Raw genomic sequence first — 24885 nt, 5'->3', positions numbered from 1 at the left:
CCAGATTAGACTATCTATCTAGATCTAGACCAGGCATCCAAATTCTCGTCGATGCGCCGACAGGAGCTGACCGAGGCCGGCGAGGCCGAGCAGAGCGATCCAGGCCGGGAGCAGCTCCGACTGCGCCGACTGCGGGGTTTTCCGTGCGCTGGCCCCCTGGGACGGGCCATCCGCATCAGCTCGACCGGCGGCGGCAATGCGCAGCCCGAGGCGAGGTTTTCGACACGACCGCGGGGGTCAGCAGGATCAGTTGGAAGAAACTGCAGGATCAGGCGTCGGCGTACTGGGCGCGACTTCTATCCGGTGCTCGCCCACCCGGGATGTGGCTGCCTCCCGCGACTTGTCCGTACCGTGTGAAGCGCCGCTGAGCGTAGGCCAGTTGGGGTCCTTTTTGGCGATCACGCTGGCCCCGCCTCCCCGCTGGCGGCCAGGGCTGGGTAACCGCTCCTGGCAGCCCCGCTCGCGATCTACCTACTCGGCCTCTGACGCTGGGAGTTGTCGCGCTGCTGGGACGCCCCCGCCGAACTGCGGCCTGACCCAGGCAGGTTCAGGCATATGCCGAACCGGCCGGGTCTTCGTCACGGGAACTTCGTGGGGCGTCCCTAAGGGCTGTCCCGCAATTGATCACGAGTTTCGGCTGATGGCCGATGGCCACTCTCGTGTCAACGAGGGTTGACGCCGTTCACCTTGTCAACCTATGTTGACGCGATGGGTAATCAAACGCTGCTTGCCTGCGGGGTGGCCGCTGGCCCGCTCTTCACGGTCGCGTACCTACTGGAAGGCACCCGCCGTGTGGACTACAAGCCGCTCCGCCATCCCGTCAGTTCGCTCGCCCTCGGCCGCTCCGGGTGGACGCAGACCGTCAACTTCCTCTTCACGGGCTTGTTGTCGCTGACCTTCGCCGTGGGTCTGTGGCGTGCTGGGCCCTCCCGCTGGGGGGCACTACTGATCGGCGTGTGGGCGGTCGGTCTGTTGGGCGCAGGTATCTGCCGCACGGATCCGGTGAGCGGTTACCCTGTCGGCACCCCCGATCAGCTCCAGCGCCCCACCCGCGCAGGAGCTCTGCATGACCTGTTCTCCCTCATCGGATTCCTCGCCCTTGCCGTGGCCTGTTTCGTCTTCGCCCTGTCCAACTCGCCGGGATGGGCCCTCTACTCGATCGCCAGCGGAGTGCTCTTCGCAACCACGATGGTGCTGGCCAGTGCCGCGTTCAGGCAGCATCAACGCTGGGTGGGTCGGGGCGGACTGATCCAGCGCGTCTCACTCACGATCGGCTGGACTTGGCAGATGCTGCTCGCCGTGCGCATTCTCCACACCTGACGGTTGTCCACCCGCTGGTCACGGCAGAGATGATCTCTCGATGGCTGGTGTGATCACGGCGTCGGAGCCGTCTTGGATAAGCCCCTTCACCGGGGTGAGCCCGCGATGCTTCAGCAAGTTGGTGAGCGCACTGCGGCGCGAGGGCGCTGACGCGGTCCGTAAAGGCCGGCCGTGGAGCCTGCCGCTGGAGGACCGAGTCTTGCTCGTGACGGCCTACTGGCGCACGAACTTGACGATGCGCCAGCTCGCCCCGCTGTTCGGCATCTCAAAATCCGCAGCTGACCGCATCATCGACCACCTCGGCCCCAAGCTCGCGCTCCAGGTACGCAAGCGATTCCGTAAGGGCGCCGTACTCATCGTGGACGGCACTCTCGTACCCACCCGGGACCACACCGTCGCCGAGCAGTCGAAAAACTACCGGTACTCCACCAACCACCAGGTCGTGATCGACGCCGACACGCGCCTGGTCGTCATGGTCGGTCGACCGTTACCCGGCAACCGCGCCGACTGCAAGGCATGGACGGAATCCGGCGTCAAGGCCGCCGTCGGCAGGACCACCACGATCACCGACGGCGGCTATCCCGGCACAGGGCTCGTCATGCCGCACCGCCGACGCAAAGGCGAAGAGCTGCCCGACTGGAAGCAGGCACACAACAAGTCCCACAAACAGGTCCGCGCCCGCGTCGAGCATGTCTTCGCCCGGATGAAAGGCTGGAAGATCTTGCGCGACTGCCGCCTCAAAGGTGACGGCGTCCACGACGCCATGCTTGGGATCGCCCGCCTGCACAACCTCGCCCTCACCGGATAGACGAGCGAACCGCGCCAGGGAGACCCCCGGCCAACCCGCGTCGAAGATCAATTGCGGGACAGCCTTAGTGAAACGGCGCTCGGCATCGACGGTGAAGCCGTTGGCTGCGTGGCTGCCGATGGTGGTGCGCGGGACGAGGGAGGTCCAGGCGACGTCGTCGCAGAGGAGTTGAACGGGGGACGGTGTGCCCTGGATGCAGGTGCCCTCGATGCTGATGCTCTGCGGGTAGTTGGCGCGAAAGTGGGCGGTGTCGACAACGATGCCGCGGATGACGCCGGGCGCGCCGAGCCGGATCAGTCGTGGTCCTGGTCCGCCGGTAACGGGTGCATGGCGTCGGTTCCCCGTCGGCGGCGGGACTCCCAGCCGTCCATGATCTTGCCTCTGGGGCCGAATGCCGTGGGGTCGAAATGGGCGGGCTCGGGCTTGAGGAAATTTTCCCGCTCGGCGAAATACTCATCGCTGCATGCGGTTACGGTTCCGCCGATTTGTTGATCGGCCAGGTCAGGAAGGTTGGCGAACGGGAAGCCCGCTGACCCGGGCGTGCGGTAGTCGGCGTAGGGGTCGCCGCCCGCGCCGGGGCCGGCGTCACCGGTATGACGGGGCAGGGCGGCGGGTTCGGCGGCCGTCATCGCGCGGGCCCTTTCAGGAGATCACTGGTGTCTCAGTAAACGCTGCCGCGGCGTGAAGCCGGCAGGAACGTCCGTCTTTACGCCGGGTTTTGGTCACGCTCCAACCGCCGTCCACCGTCAATGTCGTCCCGGTGATGTAGCTGGCCTGGGGGCTGAGGAGGAATGCGATGGCCGCGGCGATCTTCTCCGGGCGTCCCAGGTGCCCGGCTACGGCCTGTGCTGCGGTCTGGCGCTGCTGTGTTTCGGACAGATCGTTCCACGAGGGCGTCAAAACCGGGCCGGGCAGCACCTGTTGACCCGCACCTGGGGCCCGTAGTCGCAGGGGACCGGCAAGGCAGTCCCGTCGCAACGGCACCTCCACCCGGACGGCGCCGGGCGCGGTGCACGCGAACCTACAGGCCCCAGTCGGCGTGACCCACGATGAGCCAGCACCCGGCAATGGCGGAGGGGCAGAAGACCCGTACACACTCTGCCGTGTTCGCGGTTCGACTCCGAATGCAGCCACGACGAGCGCTTGACCGTAAGCCTCGCTCAATGATGCGCAGAGTTCCTAGTCGCGCTCATATTCCATGTTCGACTCAGCCGAGTCGTCTGTATCGCCGCCCTCATTCTGCTGCTGGTCTTCACTCTCGTTCTCACCGGTAACAACCTTCTTCGCCTGCTCGGCGGCGTCACCAATTCCGTCTTCGATGCCCATGAGGGACTCCTGCCACCCTGGTAGGTAAGTGGTCATTCCAGTTCGACGCACGTGCCTCACGCGCGCGGAGGGCCAGACGGCCGTAGCCGCATTTCAGAGCCCGCCCATCCTTCATTTCTACTCGTCGTCATCGTTGTACTTGGATGTCTCGACGAAGACGTCATCCACCTGAGAATCCTTCTCCTTGTCGCCCCTCCCCTCGCCTTCCTTGTCGCCAGCCTTCTCGTTGAGCGGAACCTGCTTGGATGCCTTGCCGGCTGCATCCTCAGGCCCATCTTCAATGCCCATGAGAAGCTCCTTCGCTGATGTCTGAGCGGACGCTCCCAGACTGATACAGCCACCGGTCACACGCACGGGCACGTGAGGGCAGTTAGCCCAGAAGAGAACTCAAAAACATGGGAGTGCGGAAGAGAGCGCGGTATCGACTGCACCCGGCGTGCATCGCCAGTTCCAGGAAAATCTTCCCTGTGACCTGTGCAGGTGTAGGGGCGCAGACGGCCGATGCGTTTGCGCCGGGTCTCCCGGGGCGCGCGAACGGCCAGTAGGGACTCAAGTTGTTGGTCAAGAGGGAGTCGGCTGATCGTCAGCACTGCTTACCCCAACTCGCCCACAGGCACGGGGGATGTCGCAGGCTCCGTGGAGCGGTCAGCCGGCCCTGACGGATTCGTTCGCTTCCGCTCGTGTGGAGGCGAGGCGCTAGGAGGCCGTGCCGGTCTCGATGATCGTGCCGTTGAAGGTGAGCCGGTCGACGGGGGCGGCGCAGAGCCGAGGGATGCGTGCACGTCTTCGTCCACCCGCCGACGTCTGGCCTAGCGTGCGCCTACGGGTGTGTGTCCGTGACCGCGATGACCTCGTCGAGGTGGTCCAGGGTGGCCTGCAAGTCGTCGACCTTGGCCTGGATACGCTCGCGCTCGGCTCGCAGCATGGCACGTTGCTCGGTGTCGGTGTGCCCGGAGTCCCAGCACGGCAGGAGTTCGGCGATCCTTCGGCTGGTGAGGCCTGCGGCGTACATCTGTTGGAAGAAGCGGACCAGGGGGACGGCGTCTGGCCGGTACAGGCGCTGGCCGGACGGGCTGCGCTCCGCGATGAGCAGCCCTTGTTGCTCGTAGTAGCGCACGGCGCGCACGGAGACGCCGGCGCCTCGTGCCACCTCGCCGATGCGGATCAGCCGCTCGGCAGCGGCCACTGTGACAGTCATGGTGATTCCTCTCACCCCGGGCCCCTACGGCCGGCACTTGCCTCTGACGCTAGCGTCAGGTTTTAGCGTACCTGCCATGGATATCAACAACTCCGTCGCCCTTGTCACCGGAACCAACCGCGGCCTGGGCCGCGCCTTCGCCCAGCGCCTGCTCGAACGGGGCGCCCGCAAGGTCTACGCGACAGCCCGCCGACCGCAGACCGTGGACCTGCCCGGGGTCGAGGTGCTGCCCCTCGACATCACCGATCCCGCATCCGTGCGGGCTGCCGCCGAGGCCGCCCCGGACGTCTCGCTGCTCATCAACAACGCGGGAATCAGCACGGGGACCGGCCTGGTGACCGGTTCGCTGGACGCGGTGCGGCACGAGCTGGAGACCAACATGTTCGGCCACCTGGGAATGATCCGGGAGTTCGCGCCGGCGCTCGCCAAAAACGGCGGAGGCGCGATCGTCAACGTCCTCTCCGCCATGTCGTGGTTCGGGGTCAACGGCGCCAATACCTACCACCTGACCAAGGCCGCCGCCTGGGCCATGACCAACGGCGTCCGCCTGGAGCTCGCCGAGCAGGGCACGCTCGTCACAGCGGTACACCTGGGCCTGGCCGACACCGACATGGCAGCGGGCTGGCCCGTGGACAAGATCGCTCCGTCGGACCTGGCCGACGCGGCGCTCGACGGTGTCGAGGCGGGCTTGGCCGAGGTCCTCGCCGACCAGTGGAGTCGGGACGTCAAGTCCCGTCTGCCGCTGGCGCCGACAGAGTTCAACGCCGCAATGGACCGCGCCCTGGCGGCACTGACGGCGGCCTGAAAAGCCCCTCGGGCCGCACACCTCAATCGGCTGCTTCCCAACAGCCTCTCGAGCTCCTCCACGCGAGGTTGAACTCGTGGTGGAGTGATACGTGCTCGGTGCAACGCAAAACGGCCCGCACTCCTGGCGATTCATGCCGAGGGTGCGGGCCGTCGTGGTCAGCTGTGCGAGTCGATACGGCCGCGTACGGCGTGCACGCCGGTGATCGCTGCAGCCATCCAGAAGCACGCCCCAGCCACCGCGATCTGAGCCGGTGCGTGGAGGAGCAGCGCCAGTACACACACAACGGCGAAGACGGCGACGCCGCAGGCTATCGACGTGGTGTCACGCCAGGCGGGTGTCGTAGGCCTGCCTACGAAGAACAGGACCCCGATGGACAGGAGCACCAACAGGGCTCCGCTGTAGATGAGCCACGAGCTGCTCAAAGCCGTTCTCCGTTCGTTTCGTTGTGGTTGCTACTTGCAGTTTCCGCCGGAGTACTGGCCGGGGATAAAAATCCCAGCCGCGAACTTGACCTTGATGCACTTCTTGGCGTTCTTCGCCTTCAGCGCCGTCGTGGTGATGACCGCGGCGTGCGCTCCCCAGTAGATGTTCAGACCCGGCGGGAGGAAACCGGAAACCACACCGGACAGAGCGCCATTGTTGGCGATCGCCCTGGTCTCCTTCTTGTTGAAGTACGCGGTGCCCGTCACGATGCCCCACGTCATCTTCGGGTCAGCGACCACCGGGAACGCGGTGTCCTCACCGGTCTCTATGGTCTGGATGAGGTCATGGCCGTCCAGCTTGTAACTGGTGGGCACGCTCTTGCCGTTCGCGTCCTTCGCCCACGGCGCGTCGATCGTGGCGACCGGGACGTGTATGCCCTCGGCGGCCTCACGCGTGATCTCGAAGCCGCCTTGACCGTCCTCGGTGATGTTCGCATCCTGCGGGATGTTGAGCCGGAAACGGTGGGTTTCGGCAGCCTTGCCGTCCTTGAGCGTGACCAAGGTGCGGGCTCCGCCGTCCGTGGTCGGCTGCACCGCGATGTCCGTGTCGGGAGCGGCGTCGGGGTAGATCACCGTGCCCGCGCCGGCCTTGACTCCGGCGACCTCCTTGGCGCCCGGCAGAGTGAGGCCGAACGACGAGCCGCTGCCGTCAGCCGCGTGCAGGGCGCCGTTCGCCTTCTCCGGTGCGGTGACCGTGAGGGCGACTCCGTCCGCAGGGGTGACCGCCTTGGCCGGCGTGCCCGGAGCCGCCGTTGACGCAGCGATGTCGGCCGTCCCCGTGGCAGCTTCCACGACAGCGGCGGCCTGGGCCGCGCCATCCGAACGCATGGTGGCGGTGGCGGCGTTGGCCGGGATCGCGGAGGCGAGAAGCGCTGCCCCAACGGTGGCGGATACAGCAGCAAGGGAGAGCTTGCTGAACTGGCGACGGTGTGTGCTGTTCTGCACGCGCCGTACTCCTTTGAACGTGCTTTTCAGGCATAGCTCGCAACCCACCCCTGCGAGGGCGATGGGTGCTTGCCGGTCCTTATGGTCAAGATCAACTCCATCACACACAGAGCTGTACACGCTGTGGCGAGAGTCATAAGTATGCCTCAAATATACATCTGATCCAAGGGTTAAGCCTCATATACCCTTCGAATCTCAGACCCAAGCTTGACGCAACCTGCGAAGCCAAAGACCCGTCAGAGGTCGTACGCCCCCGCTCCGGCGGCTCCGATCTCAGTGCAGGTTCGGGGGGGCGCCCCCCCGCTCAACAGGACTCAAGGTGGCATGGTTGATCGACTGGCGGGCCGGACACTCCGCGTCCGCGTTGGGGGGACTTACATGCGTACTCGTACCGCTGCAGCTTCGGCCGCTCTGATCCTGTGCACGGTGATGGGCTCGGCGGCCTGCTCGTCACCCTCGGACAGCAATCCATCCTCCGACACCTCGACCTCGGACGAACAGGGCAAGAGCCAGCGCCAGGAGAACAGGGGCGCACCCGATGCCGACCCCTCAGCCTGCGCGACTTCCAGCGAGAAGATCCCGGAAGGCTGCGAGGCCGACATCGATGTAGCTGAGATGGGCGAGGCAACTCCCGCCACAGAGCCGCCTGCGACGAATGCGTGGGTACCCCCGGCGAAGTAGCTCCCCGTACGACGGGCCCCCTCGTACGGGGAGCTGCGGAGCCAGCAGGGCTGAAAGTGCCGTCAGCGCGAACCCGCAATCCCCTCAAGGCTCGAGCCTCGAGGGGATTGCCGCAGCAGTATCAGTGGACTCCGTGGACATCGAGAGCCCTGGTCAGCCGTGAATCGCGGATACCGCCGCGTGGGCCTCGGCCCGCAGAACTTCGGCGTCAGGCTGTTCGCTTGCCCAGGCGACATGGCCGTCGGGGCGGATGAGCGCGGCACGCACGGTGGACCAGGCGGGGCGCGGGTCGCACCGATGCGCAGTGTGCGTGACGAGGTGGAGGGTTGAGGGCTGTGCCGGGGTGCCGGTGAAGTGCAGCAGGACGTGGCGGCCGGTCCGGAGCAGTGCGAAGAGGTCTGTGTTGTCGCCGAGTTCGAGGTTGGGTGCGCGGTGACCGGTCAGGGGGTGGTGGTGTGCGGGGCCCGGGTAGGTGACGGCCAGTGCGGAGAGTCGTTCGGCCAGGCTTCGGGAGAACTCGGGTACGGTGGCGATGAGTTGGCTCAGGAGGGTGCGCAAGTCCTGGCCCTCCGCGGAGTAGGCGTTCATCAGTGCCGTCTGGGCGCGGGTGCTGAGCAGTAGGTCGGCGCCGACCGGGTGGCGTTCGGTGTGATAGCTGTCCAGAAGTCCGGCGGGGGCGGTGCCTGCCATGGTGGCGGCCAGTTTCCAGCCGAGGTTCGTGGCGTCCTGGATGCCGACGTTGAGGCCCACGCCTCCGGCCGGGTAGTGCATGTGCGCCGCGTCGCCCGCGAGGAGGACGCGGCCCCTGCGGTACTCGGCGGCCTGGCGGGTGGCGTTGCCGAACCGGGAGAGCCAGCTCGGGTCACGCATGCCGAAGTCGCTGCCGGCGATCCGGGTCACCTTGGCGCGCAGCCCGTCGAGGGTGAGTTCACCGGGGTGGCCGGTGCCGTTACTGTCCGGGTCGCCGCCGACGATCCGGTGGATGCCGCCCGGCATCGGGACGATCATGACGCCGCCGGTCGGGCCTGACACGGCCAGCACCGCTTCCTGTGGCGGGTTGTCCAGGACGACGTCGCCCAGGAAGCCCCAGGTGGTGGCGTCGTTACCGGGGAAGTCGATGCCCGCCGCTTCGCGCACGGTGCTTCGGGTGCCGTCGCAGCCGACGATGTAGTCGGCGCGCAGTGAGTACGGGCCATCGGGGCCGGTTGCCTTCACGCTCACCCCGTCTGCGTCCTGGGCGAGTCCGGTCACTTGGTGCCCGCGCCGGATCTTGGCTCCGGCCGCATGCGCGTGCTCCTCCAGGAGCTCCTCGGTGCGGGCCTGCGGCAGGGCGAGTGTGAAGGGGTAGGGGGTGTCGAGGACCCCGAAGTCCAACCGGTCGTCGAGCCCGCCGAAGTGGCCGCTGGGGATGCGCCGGCCCTCCGCGAGGAAGGGCTCCACCACACCCCGGGTGGCCAGAACCTCCAGCGTGCGCGGATGGATGGTGAGTGCCTTGGAGTGGGGATCCCGCTCGCGGCGAGCTTCCAGGACGGTGACGGGTATCCCGCCCAGCCGCAGTTCGGCGGCAAGCCACAGCCCGGTGGGGCCGCCTCCTGCGATGACGACGTGCTCGTGCTCCATGACAGCTCCTCAAGACATTCTTGGTCAGTGACCAAGATGACGTGCGCCCAGTAGACTAGGTCGGTGACCAAGAAGCAAGCGGAGAATCTCGCCCGGATTCGACTCGACCCCGGAACGGTGGTGCGAGCGGCCCTGGAACTGCTGGAGGAGAAAGGCGCGGACGCGCTCTCTATCCGCGGTATCGCGGACCGGCTCGGCGTCCGGATGAACACAGTGCTCTGGCATGCGAAGACCAAGGCGCGGCTGTCGGAGCTGATGGCGGACGCGATCGTGGCCGGGGCGCCGGTGGACGGACTGCCCGAGCCCTGGGAACCACGGGTCCGCGAACTGCTGCACCGCTACCGCCGCGCCTTGCTGGCCCACCGGGACGGGGCCAGGATCGTGGCCGGTACCTACGCCGCGGAACCCGCCACCCTCCGCTTCGCCGACCTGATGACCGAGGCGCTGCTGGCCGGCGGGCTGGAAGAACGCGAGGCGGTCTGGACCGGCTGGAGCCTTGTCTACTTCGCCTTGGGGCTGGCTCAGGAGGAACAGGCGCTTCCTGACGCGAGGGGCCCGGCGTTCGCACAACGGCTGGACACGGGCGAGTACCCCTCGCTGTCCCGAGCTGCCGCGTACTTCGAGGACACCTCCTTCGACGAGCGCTTCGAGTACGGGCTCTCCCGCATCCTGGGGGTGTGAAACGGAACGGCGCCCCACGCATTGCGGCGCGTCGGGCGCCACCGTCCTGGTCCTGGACCTGCCTGCCTGCCTGCCTGCCTGCCTGCCTGCCTGCCACTCTCGCGGTAGCACAACAGCAGAGATAGGCCGACGTCCCCACCGAGTACGCGGCGCAGCCCACCCTGGACCGCACCGGCGGCGCGTTCGTCGCCGCCACGGTGCCAGGTCAGCGGGTAAGCGTCCCGTCCGCATTCTCCACGTCGGGACGTGACCGAGCCGCGAGGCGAAGGCGGAACAGCCGACCTCACCACTGTGGCCCTCACCGCAAGTTGCGCAGCACGCCAGGGGCCATCTCAGCACATGTCGGGGGGGGGAACAGCCACGGGAGCCGTCCGCCGAGCTCGTGCTGCCGGGGGCCGTTCCCGCGCGCAGGGAGCGGTTGGTGACCAGGGCCTTGGCTGCGAGATCGGAGGTGAAGTCCCGCAGCCAGTCCAGAGATCGGCGACAAGGTTCTCTGCCCGGACGAAAGGCTGGCCGGGGCGACGCTAGCGTCGGCAGCCTGCCATTACCCGATGGTTGCACCCCGTGGCCTACCAGAACATGCCGGAGGCCGTCCTACGGCCCCGCCCGCCCCCATGCGCCCATCCCTGGAGCATCCCCAACGGGGGTACCACTCCAGCCAGAAGCCAGGCGCCGAGCACTGAACTGTTGGCCGTGACCGGCCCGGTTGGAGCCGCGACGAAGTGAACGACCGATCCAAACTCCCGTGCGCAGCAACAGTTACGTCCACGGCGGACACTCCGTCTGTCGCAACCACCTGCGGCAGTTACACACCTCTGCGAGGTCAGGCCTCAGCGCATGGCCCGTCAGAGCAGGTTCTGGCGCAAAGGTCCCGGGGCCCGGAGAGCCTTTTCGATGTCTTCCAGCGATTTGTTGCGTGTCTCTGGGACCTTGAGCAGGACGAACACCACGCACAGGACGTTCATGGCCGCATAGACGAAGAACGTGCCCGACCGGCCGATGGCGTTGATCGCGGTGAGTGCGGTGACCGCGATCAGCAGATCGAACCCCCAGACCGAGAGCGTGGCCAGGCTCGTCGCGGGTCCCCGCACGCTCAGAGGAAGGATTTCCGGGGCGATCAGCCACACGACCGACTGCATTCCGATCCCGTTGAAGAGGATGTAGGCGAACAGCGAGACGATGACAACCCAGTGCTGGGCGGTGGAGTCACCCACCAGGAAGGCCACGCCCAGGACGGCCATGGAGAGCCCGGACAGCGGGATGAACACCAGCATCGTCCGGCGCCGCCCGATCGCGTCCACGGCGATCGCGCCGCTGATGCCCGCCAGGACGAGCATCACTCCGATTCCGGTCAGCAAGGCAACGGAGTCGCCGAACCCGGCGTCCGACAGCATGGTCGGTGCGTAGTAGACGATCGCGTTGATGCCGGTGAGCTGGGAGAAGGCAGCAACGCCCAGAGCGACGACCAAGGCGGGGCGCACCCAGGGCTGCGCCATGGCGCGTCGGTGCACCGGCGGTGCCGAGGTGGCGATGTCTCGGATGCCGGCGATCTCTGCTGCGACGTCTGCGCCCTGGGGACGCAACCGTCGTAGGACCGCCTGCGCGTCACCTTCGCGCTTCTTGTCCACGAGCCAGCGCGGGCTCTCCGGCAGCTTGACCATGCCAACGACCAACACGACCGCAGGGATGACGGCCAGTGCGAACATGATGCGCCAGCCCCCGCTGCCGGCGAACAGCCAGCCGCACAGGTAGGCGAGCAACTGGCCGATGGCGACCATGAGTTGGAACAGGACCATGAGCCGGCCCCGGATGGCGGCCGGCGCCACCTCTGCGATGTAGACGGGGACCATGTTCGATGCTCCGCCCACGGCCAGGCCCAGGACGAAGCGCGCTGCGACGAGCGCTTCTGCCCCTGGGGCCAGTGCGGCCCCCACAGCGCCCAACGCGAACACGGCGGCCACCCACATGACCACCCGGCGCCGTCCGAAACGCCCCGCGAGACGTCCCGAACCCAGGGCGCCGACCATGGCACCGACCAGGATGACGCTGACCACGATCTCCTGCCCGCGTGAGGACAGATCGAGGTCCTCCCGCAGATACAGCAGGGCGCCGGAGATGATGCCCGTGTCGTAGCCGAAGAGCAGGCCACCGACGGCCGAAACGGCAGCCACCGCGTAGACCAGGCCCGGCTGACGGGCGCCGGTGGCGTGCGGGGTTTTCGGCGCCGGCGTGAGGACCTCAGGCATCGCCCATGACCAAGCCCTCGATGGTGTGCTTCTGCGTCATCGGCGTCAGCTCGTCCACGATGGGGCAGTGCAAGTGCCGGCGCACCCGCTCGGGCAGCGTCTTCCAGTAGCCGGAGGTCACGGCGGTGTCGTGACGGTCGCCGTTGTTCGCCTCGGGGCCGTCCACCCCCAGGATGAGCACAGGGCGAGGCTTGGCGGAATGGTTGGTGGTGCCCCGGTGGATCGTCAGCGCGGTCCGGGCGGAGATGTCACCGCGCTGCGGATACTTGCGCACGGCCCGTTCCTCGTAGCGGCTGTAGAGAGACTTGGGCGGGAACATGCCGTGCTCGAAGTCCGGGCCGTCGTCCCACTGGGTGCCTGGTGCGATCTCGAAAGGGCCCATGTCCTCGGCTGTGTCGACCGTGGTCACATTGATGGCCAGGGAGGTCAGGCGCCGCTCGCGTTGCGTCTCCTGCGGGATGGGGAAGTCGCGGTGCCAGGGCTGGTTCACGGCGCCTTCCAGGGGCACGTCGAAGCCGAGCTCCACGATGCGGTACTCGGGGCCCAGCGTCGCGGTGCACAGCGAACGTACCCACGGGTGGTCCACCAGCTCCACGAAGCCCCTGATCTGCTCGGGGTGGATTTCCACGTAGAAGCGGTTCGGTCCACGGCCCACGGCACCGTCCGGGCGCTGAAGAGCCTCCGTGAACGCCCGGTTCACATCGTCGCCGAGCTGATCCGCCCACTCCTTCGTGAACGCCCCCTTCCGCGCCGTGATGCCCTCCGTGTAAAGGCTCTCCACGTCCGCCGACACATCGATGTCCAGGTCGTCGGCGGTGACGCCGGGGAAAGTGTGCACGCTCATGCTGCGCCTCCTTGCGCTGGATGACGCCGCTCATCCTGCAACGTTGATTGCAACGTGGCAATAGCCAGAATCGGATCTTGGTTTCGGTCGTCGCCGCATGCGAGGATGTGAGCCGTGAGCAGTCGCCTGAAGGACGTCGCCGCCCTCGCAGGCGTGTCGCCCCGAACCGTTTCCAATGTGGTCAGCGGGTCTGTGCCCGTTGCCGAAGAGACACGGGCCCGGGTCCAGGCCGCTCTGGACCAGCTCGGCTACCGTCCCAACATCGCCGCGCGCAATCTGCGGGCCGGCCGAACCGGGCTCATCGGCCTGGCCATTCCCGAACTCCACTCGCCCTACTTCGGTGAACTCGCCAGCCTCATCGTCGATGCCGCCCAACAGCGCTCATGGACCGTTGTCATCGACCAGACCTTCGGCGACCCCGAGGCAGAAAAACGCCTCCTGGAAGGCGCCGGTGACCGCCTGGTCGACGGACTCATCATCAGTCCGTGGTCGCTGGGTCCAGGTGAGCTGAAAGACCGCTCCCGCGACGTACCGGTCATCCTGCTGGGCGAGCAGCCGCCCCACGGATTGGCCGACCGCGTCGCCGTCGACAACGTCCTTGCCGCTGACGAAGCCACGAGCCATCTGATCGAGTCCGGGCGCAGACGCATCGCCGCGATCGGCCTGCAGCCCCACCTGCACAACGAAACGGCAAGGCAGCGCTTGGCCGGCTATCACCAGGCATTGCGGCGTGCCGGCCTGCCAGAGGACTCCGGCCTGGAGAAAGCGGTGACCACCCTGCACCGCGCAGACGGTGCCGCGGCCATGACGGCTCTTCTCCAGGAACGCACACGTCCCGACGCCATCTTCGCGTTCAGTGACGAACTCGCCCTCGGCGCCCTCCACGTCGCCCACCAGCAGGGCATCCGTATCCCCCAGGACATCGCCGTGGTGGGGTTCGACGGCATCGAGGACGGACGGTACGCCAACCCGCCCCTGACCACCGTGGTCCCCGACAAGCGTCAAATCGCGGAACGAGCCCTGCAGTGCCTGGCAGATCGCATCTACAGTCCCGCATCTACCGTCCCACCGCTGGACATAGTGATCCCGCACCGCCTCGAGAAACGTGCGTCCAGCGGCCCCCCACGCAACGTCAGGTAGGGCGGCTTCACACGAGACGCCCCGCGACCAGCGAACACCAGGGTTGCGAGATTCCGCTACCAGCCCCTGCGCGCATCCCGTGCCGAATCGCGGTGGCGAGCTTGTCCATGACCGCCACGAAGGCCCGCTCCCGGCGCGTCGGGGGGCTAGGCACGCCGGAAGGTTCGAGATGATCAGCTCGGTGCTTCCCGTCATGGCTGAGGAAATGAAGGCACCGAAAGAGCTGCTGAAGGAAAAGCCCTAATGGATCACGAGGTCATCTAGGTCATCCATTGATCACAGGTCAGCGCAGATCGCGCGGGTGGCATACGCGCGATCCGCGATGACCTGTGCGGGCCGGGAGCGTGGGCAGCGGCACCGAGCCGGGGCACTTTGAGGGCAGCCACAATCTCGGTGAAGTACGGAGCGTGGCCGCGCTGTCCGCCCGAAACGACCGGCATTGTCATTGCATCGCTCAAGCGGCACCCGTGGGGATCGGTGTAGGTACAGCCGGCCCCTCGTCCGCCCCGTCCAACGCTGTAATCCCCCAGACCAGCAGGGCTGCTAGCAGTCCAGCCACAGCTATCACAAAGAGCCTGATGGCAAGGTTCGCCAGCATCCACCCTCCCCCAACTTGCCGTCCCGGTGGTCGGCGCCACCCTCCGCAAGGCTACGGGAGGACCTGGGGACGATTGGTTGAGCGTTTCCCGCATGGCCGCTAACGAGGTTAAGGGTGGCGGGGCCCGCAACGCACAATCTTCCCGTGCCGTTGCGTGAGGTGCTCGAAGCCTCAACTCGCAGACTCACGCGCCTTGTTGCATCCCCAACCTGCCGCACTCGACTTGTACATGGATGACCGGACCGGACCTGGACGCTGTCGCGGAACAAGAAACTGAGCGGGCGCCATTTCCGTCGAGGTCGGTGCCCCACAGGCCGATGATCGCCTCCAGGACCAGCATACCGCTGGGGCGCACATGGGCCGGGAATCCTGCTCATGGCATGACGCTCCAACTCGACCGCCACGGGCGCGCTTGATCACATCGATCGTGGGTCGGGGCTCAAAGAAATCCGTGGACGGACCCTCAGCAGACCGCTTACTCTGTGGCTCCACGCCCTGAGATGGATGGAAGGAGGCGAGTGCCGTGCGGTTCACACCTTTCCAGCGCTCCCTCTTTCCGCTGTCCCGGCGTGGTTCGTGAGTTCTGACCGGGAGCGCTCCAAGCAGCCTGTATCCCGGAGGAATCCATGACCGATGCGGTCATCCGCGCGCTCTCCGCGAGCGACGCCCATCTCTTCGATGCACTCCCCGACCCCCTGGGCGCCCGTGAAGGCCATCGGCGTACCCAGTTCCGCCCCGACTGGAAGCGCGTCGCCCTGCGCGACGGAGAAGTCGTCGCGCGCGGCGCGTGGTGGGGCGGCCCCAATGACTCGGAGCCCCTGAACATCAACTGGTTCGACGTGGCCGAGGGCGAGGAGGAGGCGGGGGCCGAGCTCCTGCGCTCCGCTCCCTGGCAGGTGGAACTCGAGATCGATCTGCCAGGCGACTGGCGGGAAGAGACCGACTTGCGTGCCGGCGCCGAGTCACGCTTCGCCGCCGCTCGTGCCGCAGGGTACGAACTCCTGGTGGAACGCTTCCTGTACCGCTGGACTCCTGAGCGTGGTCTACCCGAGCGGCCCGGGCGCCTGCGCTTCAGCGCCGACCCCGACAACACCGTGTTCTTCGACGCGTTGCGCCGCATCCACTCCGTCACCCTGGACGCCCACGCGCTCAGGGCCATCGAGGAGGGCGGTCTCGACCAGGCCGCCCAGGCGGAACTCGACTTCTTCCACTGGTGCCCCTCCCCACGCGATTGGTGGCAGATCGCGCACACGCCGGAGGGCGACCTGGCCGGCATCCACATCCCAGCCCACAACTCCTCCGGCCCGACCATCGGCTTCATCGGAGTCGTCCCGGAACAGCGCGGTCGGGGCTACGCCTATGACCTCCTCGCGGAGTGCACCCACTTCCTCGTCGAGCAGGGCGCGGAGTTCGTCAGCGGAGCGACGGACCAGGGCAACTTCCCCATGGCCGCGAACTTCGCCAAGGCCGGCTTCCCCGTCGTCAGGGAACGCATCAACTTCCACCCGCCGGGCCAAGCGGCCTAGCAAGGAGTAGCACGCGCTGAGGGGTCCGGTCCGAGGGCAGGTCCGGACCTCTTGTCGACGACATGCGGGATCTGCGCTGTGGCCAGAGGCCACCATCTCGTCATCAACGTCGTGGCGGTATCGGAGCTGGGCGGAGGCCACGTCCGGACGGCAGTGTTCAATTCATCGGGGTCGGCGAAGGCACAGCTGGCCGCGCTGGTGCGTCGCACGGACGGACCAGATGTCCCCGCCCGGATTGAGGTCGGGTGCATAGGACGGCAGTTCGAAGGCAGTAAACCAGTCGCGGTCGACCCCGCCTCCCCGCCCTGGGCCGCTGAAGGTCACAAGCGGCCCTGCGCTCTCAGGAGTTGGTGCCGGGGACGATGCGCCCCTCTCCCCCGGCGACGGTGACCATCCGCGAGCCGCGCAGCGCCCGGTGCATGGCCCGGGCGCCGGCGCACATCGAGGCAGTCTCGATCCGGAGGCGCGCCAGTTGCCAGGGCCGCTGCCTTGGGCTCTCCCGGTCGTGTGAACAACTACGGGATCGTCTCGGGGCGCAGATCCTCCACGGCTCCGGCCGCCGCACGGGTGCGGCGGCCGGACACTGCGAGCCCTTCAAGAGGCCCAAGGGCCTTGAGGCTACTTGCAGTTGGGCACGGCGCCCTGCGCCTTGACGTAGCGAGCGGTGACCCATCCCTTGGGCACGCTGACCCGGTACCAGATTCGGTTACCGGCGACCGGCTGACCGGCCTTCTTGCAGATCACATTGATGGTCTGCCGGTAGCGGTAGGCCCCCACTGCAGCCGAGTTGGACGTGGGCTGCCGACGCACGAACAGCCCGGCCTTCGAGGTGACGGTTCCCTTGACGACCTTCGCGTTGGGCGCCGCAGGAACAGTGAACTTGCCCTTCGCCACCCACTTGCCGCAGCCGACTCCCCCCACGACGACCTGGTGACTGCCAGGCGCAGCATTCGCCTTCACCGCGGCCCGGCCCGCGTACATCAGCGGCTTGGTCTTCTTCGCCAGCACCACCGGTTTGGCGAACGCGTCGGACCTCGCCTGCACCGAACGACACGTCTTGGGGACGCCCACAACCTTCACCGTGACCGCAGCCCTCTGCTGGACCGAGGCCGGGGTGACCGTGACCCTCGGCTCCGGTCGCGAAGCATCAGACGCCGATGCCGGCGCGACACCAGTGAACGCCACGGAGGCGAGAGCCACCACCGCACACCCGCTCATAGCACTACGAACCATGACTTCGCTTCTCCTCGGTGACGCGTCGAGCTTCTAGAAGGAGCCCGAACTTCTGCGCTGTGCGGGAAACATAGAACTGACACCAGGAATACGAAGCGACCCCCCGCCCGACACGCGTCTCATCACCAGAATGCAGGAACGCGTCAGCAGCAGTGGTCCCGTGGGCCTTCTCTCTGCCTGCCGTTAGCTCCGTCGCCAATTGCCTCGGCGTGGTACTCCGCACACGGCGTCAAGGACGAGAGCCAGGAGCCGGTTCGCCTGGTCGGTGCCCTCGTCACGGACCGTGGACAGCGCGATCCCCGTGACGAGTTGGACCAGGTCACTGGCGGTCAGGTCGGCACGGGCGGTTCCGCGCCGTTGCGCTTGAGTGAGGAGACTGGTTGCCGCGTTCAGGATCAGCTGGTGACAGTCGAAGTTCGGCGCGCCGAGCTCGTTGACCATCAGAGCGCTGCCCATGCCGTGGTCGGCACGGGCATGGGCCATGAAAGCCCCCAGCCATTGCGACAGGGCCTCATCGGCGGAGTCCGCGGCGCACAGCCTTTCTGCTTGCTCGCACAGCACCTGAATCCGGCTCTTGAGTACGGCGGTCAGCAGGGCCTGGCGGTTCGGGAAGTGACGGTACAAAGTCCCCGGCCCCACGCCGGCCCGGCGGGCAATCTCATTGAGGGACGCCCCGGGGCCGGTTTCGGCGAACACTTCCTGCGCGGCGGCCACCAAGCGCTCCCTGTTCAGGCGCGCGTCCGTGCGCTTCAGCGATTGAGCGGCGCCATCATGCCCGATCGTCATCAACCTGCCTTTCGCTTGCCCCCGGAGATAGCCAAGCGGAGACGTTCTCCGTATCGTAGCGGCTCCGAACCGGAGAACCTCTCCGGAAAGCCCTGGCTGAGGAGTACCCATGACGAACGGCGCATCGGCGGAGCTCGGCCGGGTCGGGATCTGGACTGTCGCCTACGAAGGGCAGCCCGCCGGACGGGTGCGGGAATCAGCCGCGGAAATCGAGGAGTTGGGTTACGGGGCCCTTTGGTACGGCGAGGCGTTCGGCCGCGACTCGGTGGGCCAGGCTTGGCTGCTGCTGTCGGCGACCCGTCGCATCGCTGTCGCGTCCGGCATCGCCAACATCGCCTTCAGGGACCCGATTGCCACTGCCGCCGCGACGCGCACCCTGGGTGAGGCTTTCCCCGGACGTTACGTACTCGGCCTGGGCGGGCACCGCGTCGACGACACCGTTCACGAAGTGGACGGCTACCCCGTACCGTCCCGTGGCAGGGCGGTGGCCACGATGCGCTCGTACCTGGAGTCCATGGACGCGTCACCCGTCCACGGTCCGATACCAGACCCGGCTCCGCGCCGCGTCCTGGCCGCCCTGGGTCCAAAGATGCTCAAGCTGGCAGCCGAGCACACCTGGGGCGCGCACACGTACTTCGTGCCCGCCGAGCACACCGCACGGGCACGTCAGATCATGGGACCGGATGCGTTTCTCGGCGTCGAGCAGGCCGTCGTACTCGACCATGACCTCGGCCGGGCCAGGGAGATGGCTACAGCTCATGTCGCCCCCTATCTCATGGCGCCGCACCAGGAGGCGAGCGTGCGCCGACTCGGCTTCGGGGACGAAGACATCGTCGGTCGTGCCGACAGGCGCGGTGCAGCCGAACCGGGCCCTGGTCTCCACGGTGATCCCGCCGCTCGTGGCGGCCTGGCGCTGCCGACGCCTGCGTACGAGCGGCTGCCACCGCTGCCGAACGGTGTCGTCGATCTTCGCGGCAATGTCGGCGCGGGCGTGCTTGCGGGCGCCGCGCCGGTAGCGGTTGACGGAGTCGGCGGTGACCCCGAGCTCCGCAGCGACGGCCTTCGCGCTGCCGAACTGCTTGAGCAGGAACCCGATCCGGCCCTCGAGGGTCTTTGGCGGGTCCTTCGTGAACGCCTCGCGGTCGGCGCGCTCGATCACCTCGTCGATCTCCCCCGCCGTCTACTCCCCTTCGTCCCAGACGGCGTCGCCGCCCTTGATGTGGCGGGCCGGGTTCAGCCCCTCTTCCATCAGGCCAACCGCCCAGGCCATCTCCTGGACGCCTTCCAGCTTCGCCAGACCCGGCGTGAGTCCCAGGCGGAACCCTCCGGGCTGAGGCTTGCCCGAGGCCGCGTACGGGAGGAAGTCCGGCGGGCTACTGCCGGGACTCGGGTAGACGAGGCAGTCGCAGAGCACGGCGAGCGGGAACGGCCCGGTCATCCGGGACATGTTCAGCAGCTTGCGGTGCAAGTTGACCCGGGCTCGGAGATGACGGCGGCCCGGATGTCGGGGCGCCACGTCCGCCGCACCATGGCCGGCCACGGCTCGCCCTCCTTGTAGCTCTTGCCCTGCGGGTGCCCGAAACAGTTTCCCGATACCGCCCTTCACCGTGCCCTTGACCGTGGCCTTGATCGCTGCGAGGACAGCGGCCAGCGCCGGGTCAACGTCCTTGTGCCGCTCCATCGCCACCAGGACCTCGGTGTCGGTGAAGTCCTTGGTGACACCGAGGTCGGCGAGGGTGTCGACGTACGCGGTCTTGAGCCGGTCGTGCCACGGAGCCAGATGGGTGCCGGCCTCCTTGCGCAAGTACGCCTCGACCGGGGCGACGTTGTAGCCGAGCTCCTGGGCACAGGCGACGGTGCCCGCCCCGCGAGTGGTCGGCGTCGACGAGTACGCCACCCGCAAAGGCCGGAACTACGGCACCGTCCTTGTGGACGTCGAGACCCGGCGGCCGGTCGACCTGCTGCCCGACCGGGAGTCATCGAGCCTGGCCGCGTGGCTGGCCGAACGGCCCGGAATCGAGGTCGTATGTCAGGACCGCGCCCCGTTCTTCGCCGAGGGCGCCACCGCCGGCGCACCGCAGGCCGTGCAGGTCGCGGACCGGTGGCATCTCTGGCACAACCTCAGCGAAGCCACTGAGCGGAGCATCGCCCAGCACCGCCAGTGCCTGCGCGTCCTGGTCCCCGAGACGCCTGAAACGACCGAGGAGGAGCCCGACCCCGCAGAGGAGTCGTCCGGGTCGCCACGCCGACCGGGCACCGGTTCGCCGACCGAACCCGAACCGTTCACGCCACCGTCCATGCCCTGGTGGAGGCAGGACACAGCCGTCGCGCGATCCAGCGGCAGCTCGGCATGACGAGCCAAACCGTCAAACGGTACGCGGACGCCGCCAAGCCAGAAGTCCTCTTCACCGGTCAGTGGCAAGCCCGGACCTCCGTCCTCGACGAGTACAAGACCTACCTCGACACCCGATGGAACGAGGGCTGCACCAACGCCTGGAAACTGTGGGAAAAGATCGTCCCACTCGGCTACCAGGGCAGCTACCAGCGTGTTCGCGCCTACCTCCGCCAGAAGCGCACCTCGCCACGGCCCGTGACAGCCCGGCCGCCCTCACCCCGGGCAGTCGCCGGACGGGTTCTGCGCCGCCCGGAAAACCTGTCCGATGCCGAGCAACTCCAACTGAAGAACGTCCGGGCCAACTGCCCCGAGATCGACGCCCTCACCAGGCACGTCCGATCCTTTGCAGCGATGCTGACCGAGCGCCAGGGTGAGCGCCTGCCGAACTGGCTCGCCGCCGTCAGGCAGGACGACCTCCCGAGCCTCCACACCCTCGCTGCGGGCATCGACCGCGACCGCGAAGCCCTCATGGCCGGCCTCACCCTCACCTGGAACTCGGGCGTCGTCGAAGGCCATGTCAACCGGCTCAAGATGCTCAAGCGTCAGATGTTCGGCCGCGCCAGCTTCACCCTCCTACGCAAGCGAGTCCTGCTTGCGTGAGGGCCCTTTGGTCTCCCACTCCTGGCACGGCCTACACCGGCTCCTCGTAAAGGTTGATCTTGGAGGGCCCACGATCAAGTAGGCGTTCGAGACGACACTCCATGGCGGCGAACCACCGGTCGAGGTCTGTATCGGTGTCGTGAAAGAACCAGGAGTCGAAGCTTCCCACCGCATCCAGGGCGGATTCGGGCTCGTAGCGGAGTTCACAGTGGACCTGCACGTAATGGTCGTGCTCGCCGTCGTCATCGTTGATGTCGAACTGTCGCGTGAGGTCCAGCGTGAACACCGGTCGCCCGCTGAAGGCGTACGTGCCGTATTGGAAGAGTAAGCCGTCGGAGTCGGGGGTCGGTGCTGTGTCAAAGCGCTGCTTCGCGAATCGCACCCACGCCAGCCATGCCGCCCGAGTGGTCAACTCGGTCGTCGTCGATCGCTCCGCTGCTATCTCGGCGCGCAGGCAGTCGAGGGCTTCCTCTCTCCTCGGTCTGTTGAGCACGCCAACTCCCCTTGCTTCGTGAATCAGCACCCTAACGCCCTGGGGCGGATTCAAATCCGGCTCTGCTCGCGGAGGCACCCACCTCGCCATCCGCAACGCTCGGTTACAACTCCACAGAAGGTGAGCCAGAACCTCTGAACGGGAGTCGTTTCGCGGCGAGTCGGGGAGTCGTTAGGCGGGTCTCCGCGTGATCAATCGCGACGACATTTGATGTCACCTTGAGACAGGGGCTCCCCCCGCCCGCAGGCCCCGGCCCACGGCCTGCCCCCTATGAACAGGTGTTCTTGTTGTCCTCTCTTCAAGTCCGCGGATGTCTTCGCCGCCGAAATGCCTGTGTCTTGCCTGGCTATTGAGGTGCGGTATGTCTCGCTCGCTTTCATCACTTCCGCCGAATACGTCGATCAGGCGCGCGTGGAGCTCTTGTGGGCCGCCACGATGGCTGCAGGTGCGGCCGCGAAGGCGAGGGTGCCGCAAAGGACGGCGAGGACCGGGTAGCTGGTGGCGGCGACGACGATGCCGGAGGCCAGGCCGCCGACGGCGCCCGCGATGGCGATGGCGACGTCGACCAGTCCTTGGACCTTGGCGCGAGTAGCCAGGGGTGCGCTGTTGGTGACGATCGCGGTGCCGGTGACCAAGCCGAAGCTCCAGCCAATGCCGAGCAGGACGAGGCCGAGGGCGATCAGGGTGAAGGAGTGGCTGGGCGCGAGGGCAGCGACTACTCCTGCGGTGAGCAGCGTGCCGCCCGTCACCACGCTCATTGCTGTGGCCCCGACTCGGTCGACGAGGCGGCCGGCCAGGGGCGAGGGCAGATACATGGAACCCGTGTGCAGGGCGATGACCAGGCCGGATGCGGCGGTGGTGAAGCCGTGGGCGTGCATGTGGATGGGGGTCATTGTCATCACGGCGACCATGACGAGCTGACTGAGGACCAGGACCACGACGCCGATGAGCAGTCCGGGCCCGGACCGGGAGGAGGAAGCCGCGGGTGCGCCTTCAGCAGGGGGCGCGGGCAGGGTGTGCGCGAGCAGCAGCGGGTCGGGCCGCAGCCAAAGGAGGAGGGTGAGTGCGGCCAGTGTGAACGCGACCGTGGAGAGGAGGAACAGGCCGGTGAGCTCGGGCAGTCGGAGGGCGGTCGCGAGGTGCCCGGCGGGGGTGGCGAGCAGGGGCCCGGTGATGCCGCCGGCGGTGGTGGCGACGATGACGGTGGAGGTGGCGCGGGCGCGCTGGTGGGGTGCGGCGAGGTCGGCTCCGGCGTATCGGGCCTGGAGGTTGGACGTGGTGCCCGCGCCGTAGAGGAACAGAGAGACGAACAGCAGCGTGGGGCTGGCGAGTGCTGCCGCTACGACGACACCGGTGCCGCCGAGGGCGCCGGTGAGGTATCCGGCGGCCAGTCCGGGGCGGCGGCCGAGGCGCTGGGAGAGGCGTCCGATGACGACGGCGGCGACGGCGGAGCCCGCGGTGAGCAGGGCGATGGGCAGACCGGACAGCGAGGTGTTGTGGAGCATCTGCCCGGCCAGCAGCCCGGCGACGGTGACCCCGGCGGCGAGGCCGACACCGCTGAGGACCTGGGAGACGAGCAGGACGGTCAGGGTGCGCTTCTGTACTGCGGATATGGCGGAGGCGGCAGCGACGGTGGGCGGGGCGGGGATGAAGGGCGGGTGGGCCATGGGTCCGTACTTTCGAAATGCCGCGACGTCGGAAGGCCGGGGTGTCGACTGCCAGGCGGGGCGGTCGGTGGTCGTCAGGCGGCGGTCAGGGGTGCGCAGGGCAGGAGAGAGCGAAAGAACTGTCCGGTGACGCGGGCCAGTTGCCGCTCCGGGCGACTGACCCGCGGGAACCCCTCGGAAACTCCCGGAGAATCAGGGGGAATTGGCGGTGAAGGGTGGTCGGTGTTGGTGGGCAGCCGTTCGCCCGTTCCCGGTCAGTGCGGGCTGTCGGGCATGCCGTAGGCGTCGGCGATCAGCTCAGTGGAGCGCAGCCGGGCCTGGACGGAGTGGCCGACGCTGCCGATCATGAGCTCGTCGGCGCCGGAGTCCCGCTGGACCTGGTTCAGGTGAGCGGTGACCTGGGTGGGGGTGCCGTGCGGGATGTGGGTCAGCCAGCTGTCGACGGCCTGGCGTTCCTGGGCGTCGTAGGTGTAGGCGTCCACTTCCTCGGGGGAGGACAGCAGGTAGGACTTGCGCTGGAACATGCGGAGCATGGCGTGCGCGAGGGTGCCGGCCTGGCGGCGGGCCTCACGCACGTCGTCTGATGCCGCGACGGTGAAGCTGACCAGCGCGTACGGCTCGGCCAGGGTCTGGGACGGGGTGAACCGCTCGCGGTAAAGGCGCAGGGCGGCCACCACGTCGTGCGGGTTGAAGTGTGCGGCGAAGGCGAACGGCAGGCCGAGCCGGGCGGCGAGCTGTGCCGAATAGGCGGATGAGCCGAGCAGCCACACCGGCAGGCGGTCGGGGGGGCGGGGTGATGCCGTTGAGGCGGTCCTGGGCGGGCCCCCGCACGGCGTACACGCGGTCGGCATAGGGGTGCTCGGCGGGGAAGTCATCGCCGAGCAAGTGCAGCAGTTCCAGCACTTGTTGTGGGAAGTCCTCGGCGTCGGAGGCGCCGCGGCGCAGGGCGGCGGCCGTGGCCGGGTCGGTGCCCGGGGCGCTGCCCAGGCCCAGGTCGATGCGGCCGGGGGCGAGGGCATCCAGCATGCCGAACTGTTCGGCGACGACCAACGGCGGATGGTTGGGCAGCATGATCCCGCCCGCGCCGAGCCGAACCTTGTTGGTCTCCGCGGTGAGCCGGGCCAGCAGGACGGGCGGGCTGGAGGTGGAGACACCGGGCATGGCGTGGTGCTCGTTCATCCAGTAGCGGGTGAACCCACGCCGGTCGGCGAGCCGGGCAAGTTCGATACTGCCGGCCAGCGCCTCCGCAGCGGACTGGCCGGTGCCGGTCATGGCGGAGTCCAGTACGGACAGGGCGGCGGGGGCGCAGCCGTGGCGGGTGCCGCGGATCGGGTCGGTCATGGTGACGGTCCTTCGGTGGTGCGGGAGGCGGGGCCGGGGGGGGGGGGGGGGGGAGGAAGGGGGGGGGGGGGGGGAGGGCCCACCCCCCACCCCCCCCAACACAACCCCAAAAAAGTGGTGAACCCCAACACAACAAAAAAAAACACA

Annotated in this window: 21 protein-coding genes and 6 pseudogenes; 9 read left to right on the top strand and 18 right to left on the bottom strand. The window is 67.7% G+C overall.

Annotated elements, in window-relative coordinates; translation table 11 throughout:
* Nucleotides 1-708 precede the first annotated feature (708 nt).
* Both ACZ5U5_RS17585 and ACZ5U5_RS17580 read left to right on the top strand, forming a co-directional pair.
* Nucleotides 709-1320, top strand: coding sequence for a DUF998 domain-containing protein (locus tag ACZ5U5_RS17585; RefSeq protein ID WP_469022211.1), 612 nt, complete (start codon nt 709-711; stop codon nt 1318-1320).
* Between the two features lie 40 nt (nt 1321-1360).
* Nucleotides 1361-2128: a transposase gene (locus ACZ5U5_RS17580; RefSeq protein WP_469022208.1), complete on the top strand. Its 768-nt coding sequence runs from the start codon at nt 1361-1363 to the stop codon at nt 2126-2128.
* On the opposite strand, the pseudogene ACZ5U5_RS17575 reads toward ACZ5U5_RS17580, so the two are convergent.
* From ACZ5U5_RS17575 to ACZ5U5_RS17550, 6 genes and pseudogenes are all read right to left on the bottom strand, one after another.
* A pseudogene (locus ACZ5U5_RS17575) lies at nt 2057-2757 on the bottom strand (allantoicase); the annotation flags it as partial. The gene ACZ5U5_RS17580 and the pseudogene ACZ5U5_RS17575 sit on opposite strands and share 72 nt — an antisense overlap.
* Before the next feature lie 13 nt (nt 2758-2770).
* Nucleotides 2771-3046 (bottom strand): SDR family oxidoreductase, encoded by a 276-nt coding sequence (locus tag ACZ5U5_RS17570; RefSeq protein WP_469022205.1) that lies wholly within the window; start codon nt 3044-3046, stop codon nt 2771-2773.
* A gap of 261 nt (nt 3047-3307) precedes the next feature.
* Nucleotides 3308-3454, bottom strand: coding sequence for a hypothetical protein (locus ACZ5U5_RS17565; RefSeq protein WP_469022202.1), 147 nt, complete (start codon nt 3452-3454; stop codon nt 3308-3310).
* Nucleotides 3455-3571: 117 nt separating this feature from the next.
* The gene (locus ACZ5U5_RS17560) at nt 3572-3742 is read right to left on the bottom strand and encodes a hypothetical protein (RefSeq protein WP_469022199.1); all 171 of its coding nucleotides are present in this window, start codon (nt 3740-3742) and stop codon (nt 3572-3574) included.
* Between the two features lie 408 nt (nt 3743-4150).
* A pseudogene (locus tag ACZ5U5_RS17555) lies at nt 4151-4253 on the bottom strand (IS21-like element helper ATPase IstB); the annotation flags it as partial.
* Between the two features lie 21 nt (nt 4254-4274).
* Nucleotides 4275-4652: a MerR family DNA-binding transcriptional regulator gene (locus ACZ5U5_RS17550; RefSeq protein ID WP_469022196.1), complete on the bottom strand. Its 378-nt coding sequence runs from the start codon at nt 4650-4652 to the stop codon at nt 4275-4277.
* Between the two features lie 76 nt (nt 4653-4728).
* Between ACZ5U5_RS17550 and ACZ5U5_RS17545 the strand changes: the two genes are divergently transcribed.
* Nucleotides 4729-5457, top strand: coding sequence for an SDR family oxidoreductase (locus ACZ5U5_RS17545; RefSeq protein WP_469022193.1), 729 nt, complete (start codon nt 4729-4731; stop codon nt 5455-5457).
* Between the two features lie 158 nt (nt 5458-5615).
* Here the strand turns inward: ACZ5U5_RS17545 and ACZ5U5_RS17540 are convergent, their stop codons facing one another.
* The 3 genes from ACZ5U5_RS17540 to ACZ5U5_RS17530 all read right to left on the bottom strand — a co-directional run bounded on the left by ACZ5U5_RS17540 (nt 5616) and on the right by ACZ5U5_RS17530 (nt 9188).
* Nucleotides 5616-5882 carry a hypothetical protein gene (locus ACZ5U5_RS17540; protein ID WP_469022191.1) on the bottom strand — a complete coding sequence of 89 codons (267 nt, stop codon included), beginning with the start codon at nt 5880-5882 and terminating at the stop codon, nt 5616-5618.
* Between the two features lie 30 nt (nt 5883-5912).
* On the bottom strand, nt 5913-6887 hold the full coding sequence (locus ACZ5U5_RS17535; protein ID WP_469022188.1) for a hypothetical protein: 975 nt from the start codon (nt 6885-6887) through the stop codon (nt 5913-5915).
* Nucleotides 6888-7721: 834 nt separating this feature from the next.
* Nucleotides 7722-9188 (bottom strand): FAD-dependent monooxygenase, encoded by a 1467-nt coding sequence (locus tag ACZ5U5_RS17530; protein WP_469022186.1) that lies wholly within the window; start codon nt 9186-9188, stop codon nt 7722-7724.
* Nucleotides 9189-9251: 63 nt separating this feature from the next.
* On the opposite strand from ACZ5U5_RS17530, the gene ACZ5U5_RS17525 reads away from it, so the two are divergent.
* Nucleotides 9252-9869: a TetR/AcrR family transcriptional regulator C-terminal domain-containing protein gene (locus ACZ5U5_RS17525; protein ID WP_469022184.1), complete on the top strand. Its 618-nt coding sequence runs from the start codon at nt 9252-9254 to the stop codon at nt 9867-9869.
* An 845-nt stretch (nt 9870-10714) separates the two neighbouring features.
* Here the strand turns inward: ACZ5U5_RS17525 and ACZ5U5_RS17520 are convergent.
* Both ACZ5U5_RS17520 and ACZ5U5_RS17515 read right to left on the bottom strand, forming a co-directional pair.
* Nucleotides 10715-12115: a sugar porter family MFS transporter gene (locus ACZ5U5_RS17520; RefSeq protein WP_469022181.1), complete on the bottom strand. Its 1401-nt coding sequence runs from the start codon at nt 12113-12115 to the stop codon at nt 10715-10717.
* The gene (locus ACZ5U5_RS17515; protein WP_469022179.1) at nt 12108-12959 is read right to left on the bottom strand and encodes a phytanoyl-CoA dioxygenase family protein; all 852 of its coding nucleotides are present in this window, start codon (nt 12957-12959) and stop codon (nt 12108-12110) included. Before ACZ5U5_RS17515 ends, ACZ5U5_RS17520 begins: the two co-directional genes overlap by 8 nt.
* Before the next feature lie 114 nt (nt 12960-13073).
* On the opposite strand from ACZ5U5_RS17515, the gene ACZ5U5_RS17510 reads away from it, so the two are divergent.
* Both ACZ5U5_RS17510 and ACZ5U5_RS17505 read left to right on the top strand, forming a co-directional pair.
* Nucleotides 13074-14099, top strand: a complete 1026-nt coding sequence (locus ACZ5U5_RS17510; RefSeq protein WP_469022176.1) for a LacI family DNA-binding transcriptional regulator — start codon at nt 13074-13076, stop codon at nt 14097-14099.
* 1224 nt (nt 14100-15323) lie between these two features.
* A complete protein-coding gene (locus ACZ5U5_RS17505; protein ID WP_469022174.1) occupies nt 15324-16223 on the top strand; it encodes a GNAT family N-acetyltransferase in 900 nt (299 codons plus the stop codon).
* 618 nt (nt 16224-16841) lie between these two features.
* Here ACZ5U5_RS17505 and ACZ5U5_RS17500 read toward each other — a convergent pair.
* Nucleotides 16842-17267, bottom strand: a complete 426-nt coding sequence (locus ACZ5U5_RS17500) for an SH3 domain-containing protein (protein WP_469022171.1) — start codon at nt 17265-17267, stop codon at nt 16842-16844.
* 372 nt (nt 17268-17639) lie between these two features.
* Complete coding sequence (locus ACZ5U5_RS17495; RefSeq protein ID WP_469022169.1) at nt 17640-18242, bottom strand: TetR/AcrR family transcriptional regulator; 603 nt, start codon at nt 18240-18242, stop codon at nt 17640-17642.
* 109 nt (nt 18243-18351) lie between these two features.
* Here ACZ5U5_RS17495 and ACZ5U5_RS17490 point away from each other — a divergent pair.
* A pseudogene (locus ACZ5U5_RS17490) lies at nt 18352-18975 on the top strand (LLM class flavin-dependent oxidoreductase); the annotation flags it as partial.
* 96 nt (nt 18976-19071) lie between these two features.
* Here the strand turns inward: ACZ5U5_RS17490 and tpg are convergent.
* Nucleotides 19072-19401: pseudogene (gene tpg / locus ACZ5U5_RS17485) on the bottom strand (telomere-protecting terminal protein Tpg); the annotation flags it as partial.
* A gap of 21 nt (nt 19402-19422) precedes the next feature.
* Nucleotides 19423-20100 (bottom strand): annotated as a pseudogene (locus ACZ5U5_RS17480) (telomere-associated protein Tap); the annotation flags it as partial.
* Here ACZ5U5_RS17480 and ACZ5U5_RS17475 point away from each other — a divergent pair.
* Together ACZ5U5_RS17475 and ACZ5U5_RS17470 are read left to right on the top strand one after the other, a co-directional pair.
* Complete coding sequence (locus ACZ5U5_RS17475) at nt 20099-20596, top strand: ISL3 family transposase (RefSeq protein ID WP_469022166.1); 498 nt, start codon at nt 20099-20101, stop codon at nt 20594-20596. The pseudogene ACZ5U5_RS17480 and the gene ACZ5U5_RS17475 sit on opposite strands and share 2 nt — an antisense overlap.
* Complete coding sequence (locus tag ACZ5U5_RS17470) at nt 20593-21237, top strand: ISL3 family transposase (RefSeq protein ID WP_469022163.1); 645 nt, start codon at nt 20593-20595, stop codon at nt 21235-21237. Before ACZ5U5_RS17475 ends, ACZ5U5_RS17470 begins: the two co-directional genes overlap by 4 nt.
* Before the next feature lie 31 nt (nt 21238-21268).
* On the opposite strand, the gene ACZ5U5_RS17465 is transcribed toward ACZ5U5_RS17470, so the two are convergent.
* The 3 genes and pseudogenes from ACZ5U5_RS17465 to ACZ5U5_RS17455 form a co-directional block, all read right to left on the bottom strand.
* On the bottom strand, nt 21269-21730 hold the full coding sequence (locus ACZ5U5_RS17465; protein WP_469022160.1) for a hypothetical protein: 462 nt from the start codon (nt 21728-21730) through the stop codon (nt 21269-21271).
* Nucleotides 21731-22131: 401 nt separating this feature from the next.
* Nucleotides 22132-23397, bottom strand: a complete 1266-nt coding sequence (locus ACZ5U5_RS17460; RefSeq protein WP_469022158.1) for an MFS transporter — start codon at nt 23395-23397, stop codon at nt 22132-22134.
* 254 nt (nt 23398-23651) lie between these two features.
* Nucleotides 23652-24738, bottom strand: a pseudogene (locus ACZ5U5_RS17455) (LLM class flavin-dependent oxidoreductase).
* Nucleotides 24739-24885: the final 147 nt, after the last annotated feature.

The sequence above is a fragment of the Streptomyces sp. NPDC033177 genome (assembly GCF_055577715.1).
Note: the sequence above shows the minus strand (reverse complement) of the source record. Positions and strands in the feature narration are given on the sequence as shown.

Coding starts and splice junctions, on each gene's coding strand:
- ACZ5U5_RS17545 (WP_469022193.1), top strand. CDS start 4,729: ATGGATATCAACAACTCCGTCGCCCTTGTCACCGGAACCAACCGCGGC.
- ACZ5U5_RS17470 (WP_469022163.1), top strand. CDS start 20,593: ATGACGAGCCAAACCGTCAAACGGTACGCGGACGCCGCCAAGCCAGAA.
- ACZ5U5_RS17560 (WP_469022199.1), bottom strand. CDS start 3,742: ATGGGCATTGAAGATGGGCCTGAGGATGCAGCCGGCAAGGCATCCAAG.
- ACZ5U5_RS17495 (WP_469022169.1), bottom strand. CDS start 18,242: ATGACGATCGGGCATGATGGCGCCGCTCAATCGCTGAAGCGCACGGAC.
- ACZ5U5_RS17565 (WP_469022202.1), bottom strand. CDS start 3,454: ATGGGCATCGAAGACGGAATTGGTGACGCCGCCGAGCAGGCGAAGAAG.
- ACZ5U5_RS17460 (WP_469022158.1), bottom strand. CDS start 23,397: ATGGCCCACCCGCCCTTCATCCCCGCCCCGCCCACCGTCGCTGCCGCC.
- ACZ5U5_RS17585 (WP_469022211.1), top strand. CDS start 709: ATGGGTAATCAAACGCTGCTTGCCTGCGGGGTGGCCGCTGGCCCGCTC.
- ACZ5U5_RS17550 (WP_469022196.1), bottom strand. CDS start 4,652: ATGACTGTCACAGTGGCCGCTGCCGAGCGGCTGATCCGCATCGGCGAG.
- ACZ5U5_RS17505 (WP_469022174.1), top strand. CDS start 15,324: ATGACCGATGCGGTCATCCGCGCGCTCTCCGCGAGCGACGCCCATCTC.
- ACZ5U5_RS17515 (WP_469022179.1), bottom strand. CDS start 12,959: ATGAGCGTGCACACTTTCCCCGGCGTCACCGCCGACGACCTGGACATC.
- ACZ5U5_RS17580 (WP_469022208.1), top strand. CDS start 1,361: ATGGCTGGTGTGATCACGGCGTCGGAGCCGTCTTGGATAAGCCCCTTC.
- ACZ5U5_RS17530 (WP_469022186.1), bottom strand. CDS start 9,188: ATGGAGCACGAGCACGTCGTCATCGCAGGAGGCGGCCCCACCGGGCTG.
- ACZ5U5_RS17520 (WP_469022181.1), bottom strand. CDS start 12,115: ATGCCTGAGGTCCTCACGCCGGCGCCGAAAACCCCGCACGCCACCGGC.